This is a genomic window from Corynebacterium vitaeruminis (genome assembly GCF_001054325.1).
GTDB lineage: Bacteria > Actinomycetota > Actinomycetes > Mycobacteriales > Mycobacteriaceae > Corynebacterium > Corynebacterium vitaeruminis_A.
In genome coordinates, this window is sequence record NZ_JVVM01000006.1 from 130,454 (window position 1) to 150,162 (window position 19,709).

At 59.4% G+C, this 19,709-nt stretch carries 16 protein-coding genes and 1 tRNA gene; 11 read left to right on the plus strand and 6 right to left on the minus strand.

The window, feature by feature from the left end; genetic code table 11:
• Nucleotides 1–2 precede the first annotated feature (2 nt).
• Nucleotides 3–2,222, plus strand: a complete 2,220-nt coding sequence (gene scpA, locus ADA16_RS01770) for a methylmalonyl-CoA mutase (protein WP_048758604.1) — start codon at nucleotides 3–5, stop codon at nucleotides 2,220–2,222.
• Between the two features lie 67 nt (nucleotides 2,223–2,289).
• A complete protein-coding gene (meaB, locus tag ADA16_RS01775) occupies nucleotides 2,290–3,402 on the plus strand; it encodes a methylmalonyl Co-A mutase-associated GTPase MeaB (RefSeq protein WP_048758606.1) in 1,113 nt (370 codons plus the stop codon).
• 159 nt (nucleotides 3,403–3,561) lie between these two features.
• Here meaB and ADA16_RS01780 read toward each other — a convergent pair whose 3' ends face one another.
• Nucleotides 3,562–3,894, minus strand: coding sequence for an ArsR/SmtB family transcription factor (locus ADA16_RS01780; protein WP_048758607.1), 333 nt, complete (start codon nucleotides 3,892–3,894; stop codon nucleotides 3,562–3,564).
• A gap of 187 nt (nucleotides 3,895–4,081) precedes the next feature.
• Between ADA16_RS01780 and cls the strand changes: the two genes are divergently transcribed.
• Entirely contained in the window at nucleotides 4,082–5,575 is a 1,494-nt protein-coding gene (gene cls / locus ADA16_RS01785; protein ID WP_048758608.1) for a cardiolipin synthase, read from the plus strand.
• 77 nt (nucleotides 5,576–5,652) lie between these two features.
• Here the strand turns inward: cls and ADA16_RS01790 are convergent.
• Nucleotides 5,653–5,738 (minus strand) — tRNA-Leu (locus ADA16_RS01790).
• Nucleotides 5,739–5,976: 238 nt separating this feature from the next.
• Between ADA16_RS01790 and ADA16_RS01795 the strand changes: the two genes are divergently transcribed.
• Nucleotides 5,977–6,561 carry a YbhB/YbcL family Raf kinase inhibitor-like protein gene (locus ADA16_RS01795; RefSeq protein WP_048758609.1) on the plus strand — a complete coding sequence of 195 codons (585 nt, stop codon included), beginning with the start codon at nucleotides 5,977–5,979 and terminating at the stop codon, nucleotides 6,559–6,561.
• Between the two features lie 200 nt (nucleotides 6,562–6,761).
• On the opposite strand, the gene ADA16_RS01800 is transcribed toward ADA16_RS01795, so the two are convergent.
• From ADA16_RS01800 to ADA16_RS01810, 3 genes are all read right to left on the minus strand, one after another.
• A complete protein-coding gene (locus ADA16_RS01800; protein ID WP_048758610.1) occupies nucleotides 6,762–7,862 on the minus strand; it encodes a quinone-dependent dihydroorotate dehydrogenase in 1,101 nt (366 codons plus the stop codon).
• The gene (locus ADA16_RS01805) at nucleotides 7,863–9,026 is read right to left on the minus strand and encodes a hypothetical protein (protein WP_193387472.1); all 1,164 of its coding nucleotides are present in this window, start codon (nucleotides 9,024–9,026) and stop codon (nucleotides 7,863–7,865) included.
• Between the two features lie 99 nt (nucleotides 9,027–9,125).
• Nucleotides 9,126–10,061: an aldo/keto reductase gene (locus ADA16_RS01810; protein WP_048758612.1), complete on the minus strand. Its 936-nt coding sequence runs from the start codon at nucleotides 10,059–10,061 to the stop codon at nucleotides 9,126–9,128.
• A 150-nt stretch (nucleotides 10,062–10,211) separates the two neighbouring features.
• On the opposite strand from ADA16_RS01810, the gene ADA16_RS01815 reads away from it, so the two are divergent.
• From ADA16_RS01815 to metH, 4 genes are read left to right on the plus strand one after another with little or no spacing between them, the layout of a single operon-like run.
• A complete protein-coding gene (locus ADA16_RS01815; protein ID WP_048758676.1) occupies nucleotides 10,212–11,093 on the plus strand; it encodes an undecaprenyl-diphosphate phosphatase in 882 nt (293 codons plus the stop codon).
• 18 nt (nucleotides 11,094–11,111) lie between these two features.
• Entirely contained in the window at nucleotides 11,112–12,494 is a 1,383-nt protein-coding gene (gene mshC / locus ADA16_RS01820) for a cysteine--1-D-myo-inosityl 2-amino-2-deoxy-alpha-D-glucopyranoside ligase (RefSeq protein WP_048758614.1), read from the plus strand.
• Nucleotides 12,495–12,496: 2 nt separating this feature from the next.
• Nucleotides 12,497–12,904 carry a hypothetical protein gene (locus ADA16_RS01825; protein ID WP_048758616.1) on the plus strand — a complete coding sequence of 136 codons (408 nt, stop codon included), beginning with the start codon at nucleotides 12,497–12,499 and terminating at the stop codon, nucleotides 12,902–12,904.
• 50 nt (nucleotides 12,905–12,954) lie between these two features.
• A complete protein-coding gene (metH, locus tag ADA16_RS01830; RefSeq protein ID WP_048758617.1) occupies nucleotides 12,955–16,614 on the plus strand; it encodes a methionine synthase in 3,660 nt (1,219 codons plus the stop codon).
• A 90-nt stretch (nucleotides 16,615–16,704) separates the two neighbouring features.
• On the opposite strand, the gene ADA16_RS01835 is transcribed toward metH, so the two are convergent.
• Nucleotides 16,705–17,610, minus strand: a complete 906-nt coding sequence (locus ADA16_RS01835) for a thioesterase family protein (protein WP_048758618.1) — start codon at nucleotides 17,608–17,610, stop codon at nucleotides 16,705–16,707.
• 156 nt (nucleotides 17,611–17,766) lie between these two features.
• Between ADA16_RS01835 and ADA16_RS01840 the strand changes: the two genes are divergently transcribed.
• From ADA16_RS01840 to hisG, 3 genes are read left to right on the plus strand one after another with little or no spacing between them, the layout of a single operon-like run.
• Nucleotides 17,767–18,450, plus strand: a complete 684-nt coding sequence (locus ADA16_RS01840) for an HAD family hydrolase (protein WP_082150628.1) — start codon at nucleotides 17,767–17,769, stop codon at nucleotides 18,448–18,450.
• Nucleotides 18,451–18,472: 22 nt separating this feature from the next.
• Nucleotides 18,473–18,736 carry a phosphoribosyl-ATP diphosphatase gene (locus tag ADA16_RS01845; RefSeq protein ID WP_005510825.1) on the plus strand — a complete coding sequence of 88 codons (264 nt, stop codon included), beginning with the start codon at nucleotides 18,473–18,475 and terminating at the stop codon, nucleotides 18,734–18,736.
• A gap of 14 nt (nucleotides 18,737–18,750) precedes the next feature.
• The gene (hisG, locus tag ADA16_RS01850) at nucleotides 18,751–19,596 is read left to right on the plus strand and encodes an ATP phosphoribosyltransferase (protein ID WP_048758622.1); all 846 of its coding nucleotides are present in this window, start codon (nucleotides 18,751–18,753) and stop codon (nucleotides 19,594–19,596) included.
• The last annotated feature ends 113 nt before the right edge of the window (nucleotides 19,597–19,709 follow it).

Genomic DNA, 19,709 nt, shown 5'->3' on the forward strand with positions numbered 1-19,709 from the left:
TAATGACCACCATCCCAAATTTCGCTGACATCTCCCGCAACACCGACGACGCCGCTGCTGCCACCAATAAGGCAGCCGCCGCGGAAGCTGGTGAAGTGTGGACCATTCCTGAGGGCATCGATGTCAAGCGCGTCTATAATCGCGCCGACCGCGACGCCGCTGCTACCGAGGGCCACCCGGTAGATTCCTTCCCGGGTATCGCCCCGTTCATGCGTGGCCCGTACCCGACCATGTACACCAACCAGCCGTGGACCATTCGCCAGTACGCTGGTTTCTCCACTGCAGCTGAGTCCAACGCTTTCTACCGCCGCAACCTCGCTGCCGGTCAGAAGGGTCTTTCGGTCGCTTTCGACCTGGCTACCCACCGCGGCTACGACTCAGACAACCCGCGTGTGTCCGGTGACGTCGGTATGGCCGGCGTGGCCATTGACTCGATTTACGACATGCGTGAGCTCTTCCAGGGCATCGACCTGGGCGGCGTCTCCGTGTCTATGACCATGAACGGCGCTGTGCTGCCGATTCTGGCCTTCTACATTGTCACCGCTGAAGAGCAGGGCGTTTCAACTGAGCAGCTGCGCGGTACGATCCAGAACGACATCCTCAAGGAGTTCATGGTTCGTAACACGTACATCTACCCGCCGAAGCCCTCGATGCGAATCATCTCCTCGATCTTCGAGTACACCTCGGCAAAGATGCCGAAGTTCAACTCCATTTCGATTTCCGGCTACCACATTCAGGAAGCCGGTGCGACGGCCGACCTGGAGCTCGCTTACACGCTTGCCGACGGCATCGAGTACCTGCGGGCCGGTATCGACGCTGGCCTGGAAGTTGATAAGTTCGCTCCGCGTCTGTCCTTCTTCTGGGGCATCTCGATGAACACCTTCACCGAGATTGCCAAGCTGCGTGCAGGCCGAATTCTCTGGTCTGAGCTTGTTGGCAAGTTCGGCCCGAAGAACCCGAAGTCGCAGTCCCTGCGTACTCACTCGCAGACTTCCGGTTGGTCCCTGACCGCCCAGGATGTCTACAACAATGTCGCGCGTACTGCCGTTGAGGCCATGGCCGCAACACAGGGACACACCCAGTCGCTGCACACCAACGCACTGGACGAGGCTCTGGCGCTGCCGACTGACTTCTCGGCCCGTATTGCTCGTAACACTCAGCTGCTGCTTCAGCAGGAGTCCAACACCACGCGTCCGGTAGACCCGTGGGCTGGTTCCTACTACATCGAGTGGCTGACCAACGAGCTGGTCAAGCGTGCACGCCAGCACATCGATGAGGTCGAAGAGGCCGGCGGTATGGCACAGGCCACCATCGAGGGCATTCCGAAGCTGCGCATTGAAGAGGCCGCAGCTCGTACCCAGGCTCGTATTGACTCGGGTCGCCAGGCTCTCATCGGTGTGAATAAGTACCAGGTCGAAGAGGACGAGGCCATCGAGGTTCTCAAGGTTGAGAACTCCCGCGTACGCCAAGAGCAGATTGACAAGCTGGCTCGCCTGCGTGCCGAGCGCGACGAGGAAGAGGTCCAGAAGGCACTGGCCGCTCTGACCGATGCTTGCCGTAACCCGGGTGAGCCGGGGGACCTGGACAAGAATCTCCTGAAGCTCGCGGTCGACTGCGCACGCGCCATGGCCTCCATCGGTGAAATCTCCGACGCCATGGAAGAGGTCTTTGGCCGCCACCAGGCCGAGATTCGTACCCTCTCCGGCGTCTACAAGGACGAAGTTGGCAAGGAGGGAGCCGTGTCCAACGTCTCCAAGGCCATCGCCATGGCCGATAAGTTCGAAGAGCAGGAAGGTCGCCGTCCGCGTATCTTCCTGGCCAAGATGGGCCAGGACGGTCACGACCGTGGCCAGAAGGTCATCGCGTCCGCCTACGCCGACCTCGGCATGGACGTTGACGTGGGGCCGTTGTTCCAGACCCCGGAAGAGGCCGCCAAGTCGGCAGTCGACTCCGACGTCCACGTCGTGGGCGTTTCCTCACTGGCAGCAGGCCACCTGACGCTTGTTCCCGCTCTGCGCGACGAACTGGCAAAGCTGGGTCGCGAGGACATCATGATTGTTGTCGGTGGCGTTATCCCACCGGGCGACTTCCAGGAGCTCTACGATGCCGGTGCCGCGGCTATTTACCCGCCGGGCACTGTCATCGCTGATTCGGCAATCGACATGATGACCAAGCTCTCTGCTGAGCTGGGTCTCGACATTGCCGTTGACGAAGAGTCCTAATTAACTACCGCACAACGCGCTGAGCTGAGCGTTCAGCTCAGCGCGTTGTCGGAATTGAGAAGTAGCGATGAACGAGTTTCTTGAAGAAAACCTGGGCACCCTCGTCACTACCGCTGGCACGGTCGTTGAGGGCAAGACAGCTGTGGCCCCCGAAGTTGTCCGTCGTGCGCGACGACGGATCGATGTTGACGACCTATTCGAGGGTGTGCGGGCTGGAAACCGCACTAAGTTAGCTCGGGCAATCACTCTGTTGGAGTCGACTGCTCCGGCTCATAAGGTGCTGGCTCAGGAACTACTGGTGAAGTTGCTGCCATTTTCCGGAAAGGCGATGCGTGTCGGGCTTACCGGCGTCCCCGGTGTCGGTAAGTCAACCACGATTGAAACCCTCGGGCTGAAGCTGATTGAGGAAGGGCACCGCGTTGCGGTGCTCGCCATCGACCCATCATCGACGAAGTCCGGTGGTTCGATTCTGGGCGACAAAACACGTATGTCCCGGCTCTCAGCCGCGGATGAAGCATTCATCCGTCCGTCACCCTCTGCGGGCACGCTCGGTGGCGTGGCCAAGGCGACGCGCGAGGCCATGGTCGTCTTGGAGGCCGCTGGCTACGACATTGTCATCGTCGAGACTGTCGGCGTCGGCCAGTCCGAGGTTGCAGTGGCACAGATGGTGGATACGTTCGCGTTTCTGGCACTCGCCGGCGCCGGTGACCAACTCCAGGGCATCAAGAAGGGCGTGCTGGAAATGGCCGATGTGATTTCTATTAACAAGGCTGACGGCAAGAACCTGCGCCCGGCAAAGCGCGCTGCACGCGACCTGATGACGGCCATGAAGATGGTTCGTTCCTCAGATCAAGTTTGGACTCCACCGGTGCTGACTATGTCGGCACTGGAGGACGACGGAATCAACGAGTTCTGGCAAGCCATCGAAGACCATGTCGAGGCTATGCACGAGAATCATCTCTTCGATGAAAATCGCGCTAACCAGCAGATTAAGTGGATGTGGTCCATGGTGCACGAGACGCTCTTGCAGCGTCTCAACACCAACGAGGCTGTGCAAACAGAGAGCACACTGGTGGAAAAGCAACTCCGCTCAGGGCAGCTCACGCCAACGCTCGCCGCTCAGCGCATTATGGAGGCATTCGACAAGGGAAGAGCACCGAGCGCCGGGCTCGGCAACTAAGTTCTGAATAACGTAGCTTCCACCAACGGAGCCAAATCCTAGCCGCGCTGGTAAGAAAGTGGCAGCGCCGAAGACAAACAACCCCGCGATTACCTACCGTTGTCTATCCGGTTAGGTCGCGGGGTTTTCGTCGTCAAGCGAATGCAAGCGCGTATGCGCCTACTGACCGCGGTGATGGGGCGGATCGCTGTAGAGCGTGTGTTCCGCGAAATGGAGGGCGTTGACCACGAGGTTGGTGAGGTGTTCGTCGGGCTGAGAATAGAAGCTAGACGTACCCTCTTTGCGGGTTTGCACCATATTGGCCATGCGCAACTTCGCCAGGTGCTGAGAAATCGCGGGGATGGGGCGATCGAGCGCACTAGCGATGGCGGTGACGGTCATCTCTCCGTCACGGAGGAGAGACAGGATGGAGAGACGAGTCTTGTCGGCCATCAACTTCAATACGCCAGTGGCAACGTCGAGCTCGGTGCTCGTTGGAGCCTTCTCAGTCATTTGGAGGGGTTAGTCCTTTCAAAGTCGACATGCCAAACATTTACTATGTTCAATAGGATGAACTTTACTACGTATTGACGCCAGTATTCAATTTCAGATGTCACAATAAGCTGGCGCAAAGAGGGGAGAGTCCACCTAAAAGACAGCGACCAAAGATGCTGAAAATTCCTTCAGTAATATCATCTGCATGGATTGGTTGATAAGCACCTTCCCGTGGCTGGTGGAGGACTTAACGTGGTGGCAAGTACTATTTTTCGCACTCGACTACACGATTAAGTTCATCGCAATCGGTTGGGTGCCAGAAAACCGAAGCCCCTCGGCTTCGACGGCATGGCTGCTGCTGATTCTGCTGATTCCATTCGTCGGTCTACCACTATTCCTCTTCCTGGGCTCGCAGCAGATTACAGGCCGAAGACACGAGGTGCAGGCGCTGGCGCAGGATCTCATTGCGGAACGTACAGCGCACCTACCTGACGTGCCGGACGATGCCGAGATAGAAGATGACGTTGTCAACGTGTTCAAGCTCTCGCGTCAGCTCACGGGAATGCCTGCGATTGTCAGCTCGGAAAAGGGACTTCTCACCGAATTTGAAGCATCCATCGACCGCATGATTGAGACCATCGATGCAGCCAAGAAATCTATTCACGTGCAGTCCTACATCTTTGCGCTGGACGATAATACCGAGCCTTTCATCCAAGCCCTCGAGCGCGCACACGATAGAGGACTAGAGGTCAAGGTCCTGGTCGATCCAATTGGTTCATGGAAGTACCCCGGCTACTACAAGCTCAAAAAGCGCCTGAACCAGTCCAAAATCCCCTGGCACCCGATGCTGCCCGTGAGCTTGCTGAAGCTCACCTGGCGCCGCCTGGACCTGCGCAATCACCGCAAACTCGTGGTTATCGACGGCGACATCGTATTCATGGGCTCGCTGAACATTATTGAACCCGAGTACCAGAAGAAAAAGAACCATAAGATTGGCCGTCGCTGGGTGGATACATGGATCGAGCTCGAGGGCGATATTGCCCTGGCTTTCGACGCGATCTTCGCCGTCGACTGGACCAGCGAACTTTACAAGACTCCAGATGCCACCAGGGATTATTCGCTCCATAACACCGAAGTCGAGGGCAATTACAACGTTGTCCAGGTGCTACCGTCGGGTCCGGGCTTCAGCACAGAGCCAAACCTGCGCGTCTTCAACAACATGATCTATCAAGCGCACGAGCGGATTATCGCCGTCAGCCCGTACTTCGTTCCCGACGAGTCCATGCTCATGGCTCTGACCTCCGCCGCCTATGGAGGCATCGACGTCCAGCTATATGTCAACGAAGAGTCCGATCAGTTCATGGTCGGCCACGCGCAGCAGTCCTACTACCAGGCACTGCTGACCGCCGGCGTGAAGATCTACCGCTATCCCGCTCCTGCGGTTCTGCACTCCAAGTTCATGGTCATCGACGACCGCATGGCCATGTTCGGCTCCTCCAACCTGGACATGCGCTCATTCGGCCTCAACTACGAGATAACGCTTCTTTCCGCTGCAGGTTCCATCGTGGACAAACTAATCACGCTTGCCGACGAGTACCGCGACAAATCTCTCCTGCTCACACAGGAGGAATGGAATGACCGGCCCATCCACCAGCGTTACCTGGACTCTGTATTCCGCCTGACCTCTGCGCTGCAGTAGGGCAGATGGGAGGTAGGGCAGGATAATACAAAAATCCCGAGGTCTGCATTAGCTGCAGTTTCTCGGGATGTATCTTGTGTCCGGAGGGGGACTTGAACCCCCACGCCCGTTAATAGGGCACTAGCACCTCAAGCTAGCGCGTCTGCCATTCCGCCACCCGGACCGGGTAGGAAGCACTTTCGTGCTGACCTGTGATACTGTATCCCGACTTCATAATGAAACACAAATTGGCAGGTCAACGGGGAATTATCAGGAGAACAACCAAGAGAATCCCGAGTGTAATTACACCATCGTTGTTAACCCACCCCGTGCTTCGAATGTCTGCCTCACATCTGACGATAAACAGGAGAAGTCTGGAGAAGTCTCTGCAGCGCGCTCATAAAGTAGGCACACTGGTAGTTATGACTACGAATTCCAATACCACCCCAAATGACACCGCCAACGACACCGCAAATGCTCCGGTTTTCCCGGGTCCAGATCCCTACGCACCGCTGAAGGATCTGCCTACCTTCGAGCTGTCCTCGCCAGATATCAAGGACGGCGAGAAGATTGCGGATGAATTCCGCGCTCCGTCGAATGTTTCTCCGCAGCTGGACTGGTCCAACCTGCCGGAGGGCACTAAGTCCATCGCCGTGACATGCTTCGACCCGGACGCTCCGACCGCTTCGGGATTCTGGCACTGGGCAGTTTTCAATATCCCAGCGACCGAAAAGGGTCTGGTGCAGGGAGCTGGCTCTGAGGATGGCTCCAAGCTGCCTGAGGGCGCTATTCAGCTTGTCGGCGACTCTGGCATGCGTGGCCACTACGGGGCTAATCCACCGGCGCAGCACGCCCCTCACCGTTACATGTACGCTGTGCACGCGGTCGACATCGAGAAGCTTGATGTTCCGGAAGATGCAACGCCGACCGTGCTGGGCTTTAACCTGTACTTCCACTCGATTGCGCGCGCCATCATCACTCCGTGGTGGGAGAACGTAGGGGAGTAGGCGGTAACAGTTGCGCTTACTAGCGTGACTGTCTTGACCGACGCTCGAGCGCGCGACACCCAGCGCGACGCCCAAACGGGCAACTCGACGACCGGCCTCGCAAACATACAGATAGCCCCGGGCCCCGCGCCTTCTTCATGGCAGCAGGACCCGGGGTCTCGTATTTATTGAGGCTATGAAGCCTCAACCACCCTCAGCAATTAGCCACGCCACGGCAGACCACAGCCCACGGCCTCCGAAATAGAATAGAAGCCCTGAGCACGAATCTGCCGGGCCAACCCCTGGTGAATGTCACGGATCCAGTCCGGGCCGCCATAAATCAACGGCGTGTAGCCCTGCAGCAGAGAAGCACCATTAGCAATGCGCTCCCACGCCTGCTCAGCTGTCTCGATGCCGCCAACACTGATGAGCACTAGTTTGTCTCCGACGCGCTCGTGCAACAGCTTCAGCACCTCCAGAGAGCGAGCTGCTACAGGAGCACCCGAGACTCCGCCGGCACCCATCTCCGCGACCTCTTCTGCGGGCGTGCGCAGCCCCTCACGCGAGATAGTGGTGTTGGTAGCCACAATGCCCGCCAGCCCCAGGCCGACGGCCAGGTCAGCTACTGCGATGACATCTTCGTCGGAGAGATCCGGCGCAATCTTGACCAGCACCGGCGAGTCGGTTTCCTCAGTCACCGCCGAGAGAATCGGTCGCAGGGACTCCACGGCTTGCAGGTCCCGCAGACCCGGCGTGTTCGGCGATGAGACATTGACAACGACGTAGTCCGCCAACCCGCCGAGCTGTCTGGCCGACTCGCGATAGTCATCGACAGCCTTTTCCAGCGGTGTCACCTTGGTCTTGCCAATATTGATGCCAATGACGTCGTCACTGCGACGCGACCGCAGGTTTTCTGCGACAGCAGCTGCACCGGGGTTGTTGAAGCCCATGCGGTTCAAAATGGCGCGGTCTTCCTTCAGGCGGAACAGGCGCGGGCGATCATTGCCCGGCTGCGGCTTGGCAGTCACAGTGCCCAGCTCCGCGTAACCGAAACCAATTGGACCCCAGCAATCTGGGGCAGTAGCGGCCTTATCGAAGCCCGCAGCAAGCCCCAGCGGACGCGGAAAGTCCACACCGAACACGGTCTGCCGCAGCACGGCGTCGTCAACAACGAGCAGCTTGCTCACCGCCCGCTGCAGACTGTCGGACTTCTGCAGGCCCTTCAGAGTCTTCGAAATGGCTTCGTGTATCTGCTCCGGCGGAACCCGGAACATTGCCTTTAGCGCGAGCTGATAGGACTTGGCGCGAAGTTTCGAAGGCATTTACTTAGTCTCTCCCTCAGAGCCGTCTGCTCCCTTGGTGTCACCTGCACCTGTCGGTAGCTTATCGGCTGGCTCCCGAACCGACATCTCCTTACGAATTTTCTCTGCGTCCTGCTTGAAATCCGCAATTGCCTTATCGACGTCCGCCGCGTCAAAAATCTGGGCACCGTCACCGGTTGCCGAGAAGACGCCAATCTGTCCATCCTCGGTGGCAACAACCGACTGTGGATCTGCAACCGTATTGATTTCCGCGACCTTGACTGGGGTTCCCGAGCTGATGTCGTAACCGGTCAGCTTGTTCATCTTCGTCGAAGTTACCCACACAATTCCGCGGGCGTCATCAATCGTTACCGCCCACGGCGCCTCCGAAGTTGGTGCTGCTTGGTGAAGTCGGATGATGTCGGTTGCCGTGTAAATCAGTAGCTGGTTGCCCTTTGTGTCAGCTGCAGCAATGGCGTGGTCGCCAGCAGCCACCTTGCCGACACCAATACCCGCACGCAGCGCAGAACCAGCGCGGGATTCCTCGAGTTTGAGCTCATGCACCGAGGTCTCTGGACGGTTAACTTCCAAAAGCTTGACGTCAGCGTCACTGTCCGCATCCGGAATCTCAACGAGCTGCGAGCCGTTGTTCGCGGCCTTGAAGTCACTGGCTAACTCACCGTCAGCGCCGAATACATCGATGACATTGCTATCCGCATGAGCACCGATGATGCGACCGCCTTCCAATCCAACTGCGGCGGAATAGTTGGTTCCACGACCAACGACGGCCGCTTCCGTGGCCTGATCAGTAACGACGTGGATGCCGTCCTCACATGGCAGGAGAGCAGTGGGGCCGCCCGGCGCGAGTTCGCCGCACTTGGCGTCCAGTTTCATTGAACGCTCGATGGGGTTATTCAGCGGTCCTGCGAAGATTTTGTCCCCGGCCTTCAGGACGACTCGATCACCGACCAGCACAGCGTCAGTGATGCCCTCATCAATTTTCTTGGCCTTCCCAATGGCCGTATCGGGAGCAGCGGGTGAAGCGGCCGGCACTGGCGTGGCGTTGCCCATTCCGGCATCGATGTCTCCTTCCACATCGGAGGAGCATCCTGCCAGGACCACTGCGCTAGCGGAAAGCCCCGCTAGAAGGGAGGTTATGACACGTCGACGACTGTTTTCACTCACGCTATAGAAACTACCACCCCGGTCGGATTACTTTGCGGACGCCTCCAGCCGTGGGAAGTTCTCACATCGGGTGTCCCCTTACAAGGACGTGGTTGCCGATTACAACGTGACGTCGTCAAGCGCGTTGCAAATTTGTGGTGGCAGGGTGAGTTGTTCGGCAGTGAGGTTTTCGCGCAGCTGAGCGCGGTCGCGGGCACCGACGAGAATCGAGGTGACGCCCGGCCGATCGCGAGCCCAGGAAATCGCTGCGACGGCGGCGCTGACTCCGAGGCCCTTGGCTGCGGTGGTAAGCGCGCCTGCGACCGTGACGCCGCGTGTGTCGAGGTAGTCCTGCACCTCTGCGTCGGCGTGTTCAGAGGCTGCGCGGGAGTCCTCGGGAATGATGTGCTGGTACTTGGCAGTCAGCACACCTTGGGCGAGCGGGGCGCCGCCGATGAAGCCGAGCCCCAGGTGTTCGCAGGCAGGAAGCAGCTCAGCTTCAGGACCGCGTTGGAGCAGCGAGTACTCATGCTGCGCGAATACCGGCCCGATGCGGTCGGCTGCGGCATGAGTCACCGCTGCCTGCCAACCGCTGTATCCCCGCACACCGGCGTAGCGGACCTTTCCCGTGCGTACAGCCCATTCCAGGGTGTCGGCGACCTCTTCCGGTGGCGTTAGACCGTCCCAGTAGCCGGGCGACCAAAGATCAATGTGTTCGACACCGAGGCGTCCGAGTGTATCGTCGAGATCCTTTTGCAATGTCTTACGCGAGCAGTCCACGCGCCTGCCAACGGGTCGCTCGGGGTGTATCCCGGATGCGACCGAGAGCACCAATTCGTCGGCAACACCGCGCCGCGCGATGACAGTACCCAGCATGTCGGCAACGGTATCGCCACCATGGAGTGGGGAAGCGTCGACGAGGTTGCCACCGGCGTCGAGGAAGTCCGTCAGGATGCGTCCGGCTTCGTCTTGCCCAGTACCCGCACCCCAGGTGGCTGTACCCAGCCCCAAGGCGGAGACGCGTAAACCGCTGTTGCCCAGAATTCGTTGTTGCACGATTTTTACTTTAGGACACCCGTGTGCGGTGACGGGAGAACTCAAGAGTAAGCACGAGTGCGGGAAAGCTCCGCGGGAGAAGTTCCCGGTAGCGGTCGCGCTATAGCCACAACGCAAACCGGACGAGTAGCCTATACACCCGTGACTATCATGACGACACTAAGCGCCTCAGCGGGTACTGCCGCCGATACCGCCGGCACCGGTATGACCTGGGCGCAGACGATCATCCTGTCCGTAGTGCAAGGTCTGACGGAATTTCTCCCGGTGAGTTCCTCGGGGCACCTGCGGATTGTCTCTGAGCTGCTGTGGGGCCAGGACGCCGGTGCTTCCTTCACCGCTGTGGTGCAGCTTGGCACCGAGTTGGCAGTGTTGGTTTTCTTCGCCAAGGACATCTGGCAGATCCTCACTGGCTGGTTTGCCGGTCTGTTCAATAAAGAAGCCCGCGGTTTCAATTACCGCATGGGCTGGATGGTGATTGTCGGTACGCTACCGATTGCCATCATCGGCGTGCTGGGTAAGGATCTCATCCGCGATAACCTGCGCAATCTCTGGATTACCGCCACTGTGCTGGTGCTGTTTTCCTTTGTCTTTATCGCCGCAGAGAAGTTCGGACGTCGTGAGCGCAATTATGAGGAGCTGACCATGCGAGATGCCATCGTCATGGGTTTCGCGCAGTGCCTGGCGCTGATTCCGGGTGTGTCGCGCTCGGGCGGTACGGTGTCTGCCGGCCTGTTCTTGCACTTGGACCGAGAGGTCGCGACGCGTTTTTCCTTCCTGCTGGCCATCCCCGCCGTTTTCGCCGCTGGAATTTTTTCGCTCCCTGATGCGTTTGACCCTGCGGCGGGACAGGCAGCTAGTGGTGCACAGTTGGCCATCGGTACGCTGATTGCCTTCGTCGTCGGTTATGCGTCTATCGCATGGCTGCTGAAGTTTGTGTCGAACCATTCCTTCGCTTGGTTCGCCGCGTACCGCATCCCGGTCGGTTTGATTGTTATGGTGTTGCTCGGCTTCGGCACGATCAACGCTGTTTAGTGAGGTAGTGAGTAGTTAATGCATTCGTGGCCCCAACCAAAGGTTTCCAGTCTCGGCGATGCGCGCTTCGATGTGTTCAACCGCGCCAGCGCTAAGGATAAGACGCGCTCGCTTGACGACGGAAGCTCAACATCGGTACCCCTACGCCTCTACGACACCGCTGATCAGAAGGTCTCCCAGGTGGAAGCGGGACCGGAGGCAACCATGTACGTGTGTGGCATCACGCCCTATGACGCCACACACCTGGGGCACGCGGCAACGTACCTCACCTTTGACCTGATTTACCGTCAGCTGCTGGACAATGGACACTCGGTGCACTACGTGCAGAACATCACCGATGTCGATGACCCGCTGTTCGAGCGTGCGGAGCGCGATGGGGTGGACTGGCGCGAGCTGGGCACCTCGCAGATTGATTTATTCCGCTCGGATATGGAAAACCTGTCGGTGATTCCACCGCGCGACTACATCGGCGCCATTGAGTCCGTCGATGAGGTCGTTGAAATGGTCGAGAAGCTACTAGAGAACGGCTCGGCCTACCAGCTCACCGATGACAAGTACCCGGATGTGTACTTCCGCAAGAATGCCACCGAGAACTTTGGCTACGAATCCAATTATTCGGCAGAGCAGATGGCGGAGTTCTTTGCTGAGCGCGGTGGCGACCCGGATCGTCCAGGCAAGGAGGATCCGCTAGACGCGCTGGTGTGGCGTGCTGCTCGCCCTGGAGAACCAAGCTGGGACGCCCCCTTTGGTGCGGGCCGTCCGGGTTGGCATATTGAGTGCTCGGCGATTGCTACCAATCGCTTGGGTAAGAGCTTCGACATTCAGGGCGGTGGCTCTGACCTGGCGTTTCCGCACCATGAGTTCTCGGCGGCCCACGCTGAGGCAGCCACTGGTTGCACACGTATGGCCAGCCACTACGTCCACGCGGGCATGATTGCGCTAGATGGCGTAAAGATGTCCAAGTCGCTGGGCAACCTCGTCTTTGTCTCCAAGCTGATCGCGGCAGGCGTGGATCCGAGCGCCATTCGCATCGGTGTGTTCGCCAGCCACTACCGCTCGGATCGCGATTGGTCGGACGAGGTGCTGGAAGCTGCCCAGACGCGTCACGAGACGTGGCGTGCAGCCTGCGCCGCTACCAAGAATGCCACCGATGAGAAAGCTGTGGCAGCAGCGGCAGCGCTAGTTGCCGATGTGCGCGCAAGCCTGGCCAATGACCTGGACACGCCGGCTGCTCTGGACGCTATTGATGCCTGGGCTGCACAGTGGTCGTCGACTGACAGCAACGAGGCCAAAGCTGGCGGAGCAGAAGAGGCCGCAGAAGCTGGCACAGTAACTGGCACAGTCGGCGCTGGCGAATTTGTCGCCGCCGCGCTGGACGCGCTGCTTGGCGTTAAACTTTGACCATGAGCAACTCAGACATGTCTGCAGTCGAAGTAACGAAAGACAACATCGATAAACTAGTTGCCGATTTGCGCATGTTTGCCACCGGCAGCTACCTGCAGCCCGAAGAACGCGAGTTCTGGGAGCCACTTTTTGATGAATCAGTAGCCGACCAGGTCGGGGACGCCCTCCGAGAGGCCGCCGCTGGCATCGATCAGGCGGCGGCACTGGCCGTCGATAAGCGAGACGAAGCCGCAACGCAGGCGGTAGAGAACTGCCTGCAGCGGGTGTCGGAGATTGAGCATGCGCACGGCGGCTCGATTTTTGATGAGGAGCTCGACGAGATTCTCGCCATTATCAATTCCGCAACGAAGGCTGTCGGTTTGGACTTGCCTGCGGTGAAGGCGGAAAGCTACTTCGGGATGGAATAACCCAACCCAATTAATTGCTCGGTTATGAAAGTAGACTAAGGTGTCTATTCATGACTGAACGCCACTCTTCCGAGTTCCTCACCGCACTGCACAGCCATGTACTCATTGGCGATGGTGCCATGGGTACGCAGCTGCAGTCTTTTGACCTCGACGTTGACGCGGACTTCCTCGGTTACGAGGGCTGTAATGAGATTCTCAATGACACTCGCCCCGACATCATCGAGACGATTCACCGGCGTTACTTCGAGGCCGGCGCCGACCTGGTAGAAACCAACACCTTCGGCTGCAACTTCCCGAACCTCGCGGATTACGACATCGAAGACCGCATCCAGGAGCTAGCGCACAAGGGCACCGCAATCGCCCGCAAGGTCGCTGACGAAATGGGGCCAGGACGCGAGGGCATGCGACGCTTTGTCCTTGGCTCGCTGGGGCCGGGCACGAAGCTGCCGTCTTTGGGGCACGCTCCGTACGCACAGCTTCGCGACGCTTACACGGAGGCCGGCCTCGGCATGATCTCCGGTGGCGCGGATGCATTTTTGATTGAGACCTGTCAGGACCTGCTGCAGGTCAAGGCGGCGGTCAACGGCGTCAAGGCCGCTATGCGACAGGCTGAGAAGAAGATTCCAATCGTCGTCCATGTGACCGTCGAGACCACAGGCACCATGCTGATGGGCTCGGAGATTGGCGCAGCCCTGGCGGCACTGCAGCCGCTGGGTATCGACATGATTGGCCTGAACTGTGCAACGGGCCCGGACGAGATGAGCGAGCACCTGCGCTACCTGTCCAGTTTCGCCTCCATCCCGGTATCGGTGATGCCGAATGCGGGTCTGCCGGTGCTGGGCAAGGACGGGGCAACCTACCCCCTGACCGCCCCGGAGCTGGCCACTGCACTGCGCGGCTTTGTTGAAGAGTTCGGTCTGGCAATGGTCGGTGGCTGCTGTGGTACCACGCCGGAGCATGTTTCCGCTGTTCGCGACGCTATTACCGGTGCTGGCGACTACGCCGAGCAGGGGCCTGCTGTCCAGGCAGCGCGCCCATCGACGGATCCGGACGCAAAGCCAATCGATGAGGTCGCCTCGCTGTACTCGGCAACCCCGCTAACGCAGACGACCGGCATCACCATGATTGGTGAGCGCACCAACGCCAACGGTTCTAAGGCGTTCCGCGAGGCCATGCTGGCCGGCGATTGGGAGAAGTGCCTTAACACCGCCCGTGGTCAGGTCACCGATGGCGCACACATGATTGACCTGTGTGTGGACTACGTGGGTCGCGACGGTCGCGATGACATGGCAACGCTGGCATCTCAAATCGCCACCTCGGTGACGTTGCCGGTCATGCTGGACTCCACGGAACCGGAAGTACTGAAAACTGGACTGGAGCACCTAGGTGGTCGCTGCGCGGTCAACTCTGTGAACTTTGAAGACGGCGATGGCCCGGACTCGCGCTACCAGCGCATTATGCGCCAGGTTGTCGAGCACGGTGCTGCCGTGGTCGCTTTGACTATCGACGAAGAAGGTCAGGCGCGTACGAAGGACAAGAAGGTTGAGATTGCCGAGCGTCTCATCGCCGACATCACCGGCACGTGGGGTCTGCGCGAGCAGGACATCATTGTCGACTGTCTGACTTTCCCGATTTCCACGGGACAGGAGGAAACTCGCCGTGACGGCATCGAAACTATCGAAGCCATCCGCGAACTTAAGCGCCGCCACCCGAACGTGCACACCACGCTCGGCCTGTCCAACATTTCCTTCGGTCTGAACCCGGCGGCTCGCCAGGTACTCAACTCGGTGTTCCTCAATGAGTGCATCGAGGCCGGCTTGGACTCCGCCATTGCCCACAGTTCCAAGATCTTGCCGATGAACAAGATCGATGACAAACAGCGCGAAGTCGCTCTCGATATGGTGTACGACCGCCGTCGTGAAGCGGGGCACCCCGACGGGGAGTACGACCCACTACAGGTCTTCATGGAGCTCTTCGAAGGAGTCTCCGCCGCTGACGCGAAGGACGCCCGGGCTGAAAAGCTTGCCGCTATGCCGCTGTTCGACCGCCTGGCGCAGCGCATCATCGACGGCGAGCGCACCGGTATCGAAGCCGACCTCGACGAGGGCATGAAGGAAAAGGAACCGCTGGCGATTGTCAACGAGGACCTGCTGCGCGGCATGCAGACTGTTGGTGACCTCTTCGGTTCCGGCCAGATGCAGCTGCCATTCGTGCTGCAGTCGGCCGAGACAATGAAGGCCGCGGTGGGCTACCTTGAGGGCTTCATGGATGCCGAGGACGCCACGGGATCCAAGGGCTCGATTGTGCTGGCCACGGTAAAGGGCGATGTCCACGACATCGGTAAGAACCTGGTGGAGATTATTCTCTCCAACAACGGCTACACCGTCCATAACCTGGGCATTAAGCAGCCGATTGCCACGATTCTGTCTGCCGCCAAGGAACTGGACGTCGATGCCATCGGCATGTCCGGCCTGCTGGTGAAGTCCACTGTGGTGATGAAGGACAACCTGCTGGAGATTAACTCCGCCGGCGACGCCGCCCGATTCCCGGTGCTGCTCGGCGGTGCCGCGCTCACGCGCAGCTACGTCGAGGACGACCTGTCCGAGCTCTACCACGGTGATGTCTACTACGGCAGGGACGCCTTCGAGGGACTGCGCATCATGGACGAGCTGATGGCAGCAAAGAAGGGCCTGGGTCCGGACGAGAATTCGCCTGAAGCCATCGCCGCCCGCGAGAAGAAGGAAGCTCGTCGAGCTCGCCGGGAGCGCTCCAAGCGCATCGCCGCGCAGCGCGCCGCCAAGGCTGCCGCCGAAGCCCCCGAGGTGCCGGAGCGTTCCGACGTCGCCAGCGATGTCCCTGTTGCAACACCGCCGTTCTGGGGAACACGCATCGTCAAGGGCCTGCCTCTCGACGACTACCTGACCACTCTCGATGAACGCGCCCTGTTCATGGGACAGTGGGGTCTGCGTGGCACCCGTGGCAATGAGGGTCCGAGCTACGAGGAGCTGGTCGAATCCGACGGGCGTCCACGCTTCCGCGCATGGCTGCAGCGCCTGCGGGCGGAAAACATTCTCCAGCATGCGGCTGTGGTCTACGGCTACTTCCCGGCAGTTTCTGAGGGTGATACCGTGCATGTACTACCGCTGCCTGCAGAAGGGGAGCAGCCTGACCCCACAGCGGAGCCAGTGGTGTCGTGGACCTTCCCGCGCCAGCAGCGCGGTCGCTTCCTGTGTATTGCTGACTTCATCCGCTCGCGCGAAGATGCCATCGCTACGGGGCAAACCGACGTTATGCCGTTCCAGCTGGTGACCATGGGTCAGCCCATCGCCGACTTCGCCAACGATATTTACGCCAAGAACGAATACCGCGACTACCTGGAAGTTCACGGTATCGGCGTGCAGCTCACCGAGGCGCTGGCCGAGTACTGGCACCAGCGCATTCGCTCTGAGCTCGCATTCTCCGACGGCACGAGTGTTGGCGCGGAGGACTCCGACGACACCCAGGACTTCTTTGACCTGAAGTACCGCGGTGCTCGTTACTCCTTCGGCTATGGTTCCTGCCCGGATCTGACCTTCCGTAAGGGCATGATTGATTTGCTGCAGCCGGAGCGCATCGGCGTGGAACTCTCCGAGGAGCTCCAGCTACACCCAGAGCAGTCCACTGATGCGTTCGTGTTGTACCACCCGGAAGCCAAGTACTTTAATGTGTGATTTGTTTTTGGCTCCTGACCTGCGGTTTTAGGCCGCTATCTACTCCCGTATCTGTGGGCACTTTATGTTCAGTGCTAGGCTCCTCCGATGTTATCCCTGCGGTCGCACCAGCAACGTTTGCATGCTGCGACCAATAGGGCCATGCGCATCGTAGAGCTCACCCGCGGTCATACCGATTCCATCGGGCCCAATGGAACCGCGAGCGGTGATGCCAACCCAGCCGCCGTCTGCCGCCGACACACCCGACGCGTCCGGTACATCAGTCGAGTCAAGCTGCGGGAGCCGGTGCAGGTGAACTACTAAGTCAGTGTTCATAAACGCCCACTGGTGCGGGCTCAACGTGGCGCCGATGCCGTTGGCGGTATCGGCGACCTGCATGACCCGCTCCACTGCAGTCGGTTCCTCACCGAGCACGACCGGGTGCGGCGCACGTACCCAGTGAACCTTCGTTCCCGCCGGGTCCTCCGTCGCAGTAGCGCGGGCTTCAATCGATTCAATGTAGCCGCCATCCCAGTCGTCGGTAAGCGGGATGTACTCGGCGCTACTTTCCGCAGGCCCGGGCACCTGCTTGTCGAACGCACGCTCAATATCCCGCGTATTCGCGGTGGCCATCATCCATGCGGACGCGGTAGCAACTGGCCGCCAAGCACCCTTGACGTCGGCAAGCAATTCAGCTTCAACCTTGGCGATCTGCCGCCCCGGACGAGACACCCAAGACCGCGCACGCAGCTCCGTGTAGGGCACAGCTGACAGCAGATCCACGGCGATGCGAGTAATACGCATACCCTCGCTTTCCAGACGACGACGCTCCAACATGCGCGTCAGCAGCGCTGACGGCGGCGCACCGTGCTGAAACGGCCCCCACGCCCCATAGGTGAAGCTGGTGGGCATGAAGCGCTCGTAGCTGACTTCACCCTCGGTGACCGTCCCCAACGGGATGAAGTACGCCTCGGGACTGTCGATGGCCTGTGCGAGCGAATCTTCGGAAGTTGTCATAGCGAGTCGATGCCTTTCATTCGCGCGGGGACACGTTCATACGGTGCTTCCATGCAGCACCTCCATATACTTTTCTTCCTAAAACTCTATCCCTTAATCCGGCGGTTTTGCTGACATAATCGCTAAATTCTCCCTTGCCTGGCATAGTCGCATGATGTGAAAGCAATTTTGTGGGACATGGACGGCAGCCTCATCAACACCGAACCCCTGTGGGAAATTGCCACGTACGACCTCTCGGAATTCGTAGGTCGTCGACTGACTCCGGAGTTGCGCATGCAATGCGTGGGCAACACGCTCTGGGACACACTGTCGATCTGCGCCGATCATGCAGGACGCACGCTTGACGACGAGCTGTTTTCCTCGGGATCCCAGTTTGTTGAAAACCGCTTTACAGAACTGGTTCTAGAACATGGAGTGGCGTGGCGCCCGGGCGTGCCAGAGCTTCTGGGACAGTCACGAGATGCTGACATCCCGGTGGTGTTGGTGACCAATACTCGTCGGCACGTGGCACAGCCGTGCATTGATGCCATGGGGGAGCAGCACTTCGCCGCCACGGTGTGCAGCGACGAGGTAGCCAACGGAAAGCCGGCACCGGATCCATACTTGCGCGGCGCAGAGCTGGCGGGCTTTGCACCGGATGAGTGCCTGGCCATCGAAGATTCCCCAACGGGGGTGCGTTCTGCACTAGCCGCCGGTTGCACGGTGGTGTGGAATCCGATGCCGGATGTAAGTGTTCCCCATGCTGATGTGGAGGCGTTGGCACCCCCGGCACGTTTTATTTCGGGCAATTTGGATACCTCAAATTTGGCCTTATTGCGGGCTGCTTTCGCGGGCGAGTAGACGACATGGAACAATAGACCGAGTGAAGAACTTTGATGACCTGTTTGCAGAGCTAAAGGAAAAGGCACAGTCGCGCCCCGAGGGATCGGGCACTGTTAAGGCGCTGGACGCTGGTGTGCATTTCCAAGGCAAGAAAATTGTCGAAGAGGCCGGTGAGGTCTGGCTTGCAGCTGAGCACGAATCTGACGAAGCCCTCGCAGAAGAAATTTCGCAGCTGTTGTACTGGCTGCAGGTGGTCATGGTCGGTCGCGGGCTGAGCCCCGAGGATGTTTACAAGTATCTGTAGGAGAAATCAACACCATGCTGCGTATTGCCGTGCCCAACAAGGGATCGCTGTCCGAGGCGGCAGTCGAGATTCTGAAGGAAGCTGGCTACCCGGGTCGAGGCGACTCCAAGAGCCTGACCATCCACGACGAAGCCAACGACATTGAGTTTTTCTTCCTTCGCCCGAAGGACATCCCGATCTACGTTGGCAATGGCCATCTGGATTTGGGCATCACCGGCCGCGACTTGGCCGCTGACTCCCTGGCCCCGGTCGATGAGGTTCTGAAACTGGGCTTCGGCGCCTCAACCTTCCGCTACGCCGCTCCCGTCGACGAGGAGTGGACTGTGGAGGCCCTAGAGGGCAAGCGCATTGCCACCTCGTACCCGAACCTGGTGCGCGAGGACCTGAAGGCTCGTGGCATTAACGCCACGGTCATTCGCCTTGATGGCGCGGTGGAGATTTCCATCCGCCTAGGTGTTGCCGATGTCATCGCCGATGTTGTCTCCACTGGCCGAACCCTGCGCAAGCAGGGACTGAAGCCTTTCGGCGATGTTTTGGTCAGCTCTGAGGCGGTTGTTGTCGGACGCAAGGGTGTGGAGGTCACCGAGGAGCAGCAGGTGTTCCTGCGCCGTATGACCGGCATCCTCCACGCAAAGACATACCTGATGCTTGACTACAACATCCGTTCGTCTTCGCTGGAGGAAGCAACCAAGCTCACTCCGGGTCTATCCGGCCCGACTGTGTCGCCACTGGCTCACGAGGATTGGGTAGCAGTTCGCGCGCTGGTTCCAAAGGCGGAGGCCAACCCGCTCATGGACGCACTGGCAAAGATTGGTGCCGAGGCTATTTTGGCCTCCGACATCCGCATTGCGCGTATCTAGATTGCGCAAATCCAGTGGGCAACTGACCAGGGGCGTTTTCTCGCTTGTCTACGTCGACGTAGGTAGTAGGGTGGACATTAGGAGTGCGCACGGCGTTAGCCGTACTGGCGTAG

Bases quoted from the DNA above. Each gene is read 5' to 3' on its own strand.
- scpA (WP_048758604.1), top strand. From the start codon at position 3: ATGACCACCATCCCAAATTTCGCTGACATCTCCCGCAACACCGACGAC.
- meaB (WP_048758606.1), top strand. From the start codon at position 2,290: ATGAACGAGTTTCTTGAAGAAAACCTGGGCACCCTCGTCACTACCGCT.
- ADA16_RS01780 (WP_048758607.1), bottom strand. From the start codon at position 3,894: ATGACTGAGAAGGCTCCAACGAGCACCGAGCTCGACGTTGCCACTGGC.
- cls (WP_048758608.1), top strand. From the start codon at position 4,082: ATGGATTGGTTGATAAGCACCTTCCCGTGGCTGGTGGAGGACTTAACG.
- ADA16_RS01795 (WP_048758609.1), top strand. From the start codon at position 5,977: ATGACTACGAATTCCAATACCACCCCAAATGACACCGCCAACGACACC.
- ADA16_RS01800 (WP_048758610.1), bottom strand. From the start codon at position 7,862: ATGCCTTCGAAACTTCGCGCCAAGTCCTATCAGCTCGCGCTAAAGGCA.
- ADA16_RS01815 (WP_048758676.1), top strand. From the start codon at position 10,212: ATGACGACACTAAGCGCCTCAGCGGGTACTGCCGCCGATACCGCCGGC.
- mshC (WP_048758614.1), top strand. From the start codon at position 11,112: ATGCATTCGTGGCCCCAACCAAAGGTTTCCAGTCTCGGCGATGCGCGC.
- ADA16_RS01825 (WP_048758616.1), top strand. From the start codon at position 12,497: ATGAGCAACTCAGACATGTCTGCAGTCGAAGTAACGAAAGACAACATC.
- metH (WP_048758617.1), top strand. From the start codon at position 12,955: ATGACTGAACGCCACTCTTCCGAGTTCCTCACCGCACTGCACAGCCAT.
- ADA16_RS01835 (WP_048758618.1), bottom strand. From the start codon at position 17,610: ATGACAACTTCCGAAGATTCGCTCGCACAGGCCATCGACAGTCCCGAG.
- hisG (WP_048758622.1), top strand. From the start codon at position 18,751: ATGCTGCGTATTGCCGTGCCCAACAAGGGATCGCTGTCCGAGGCGGCA.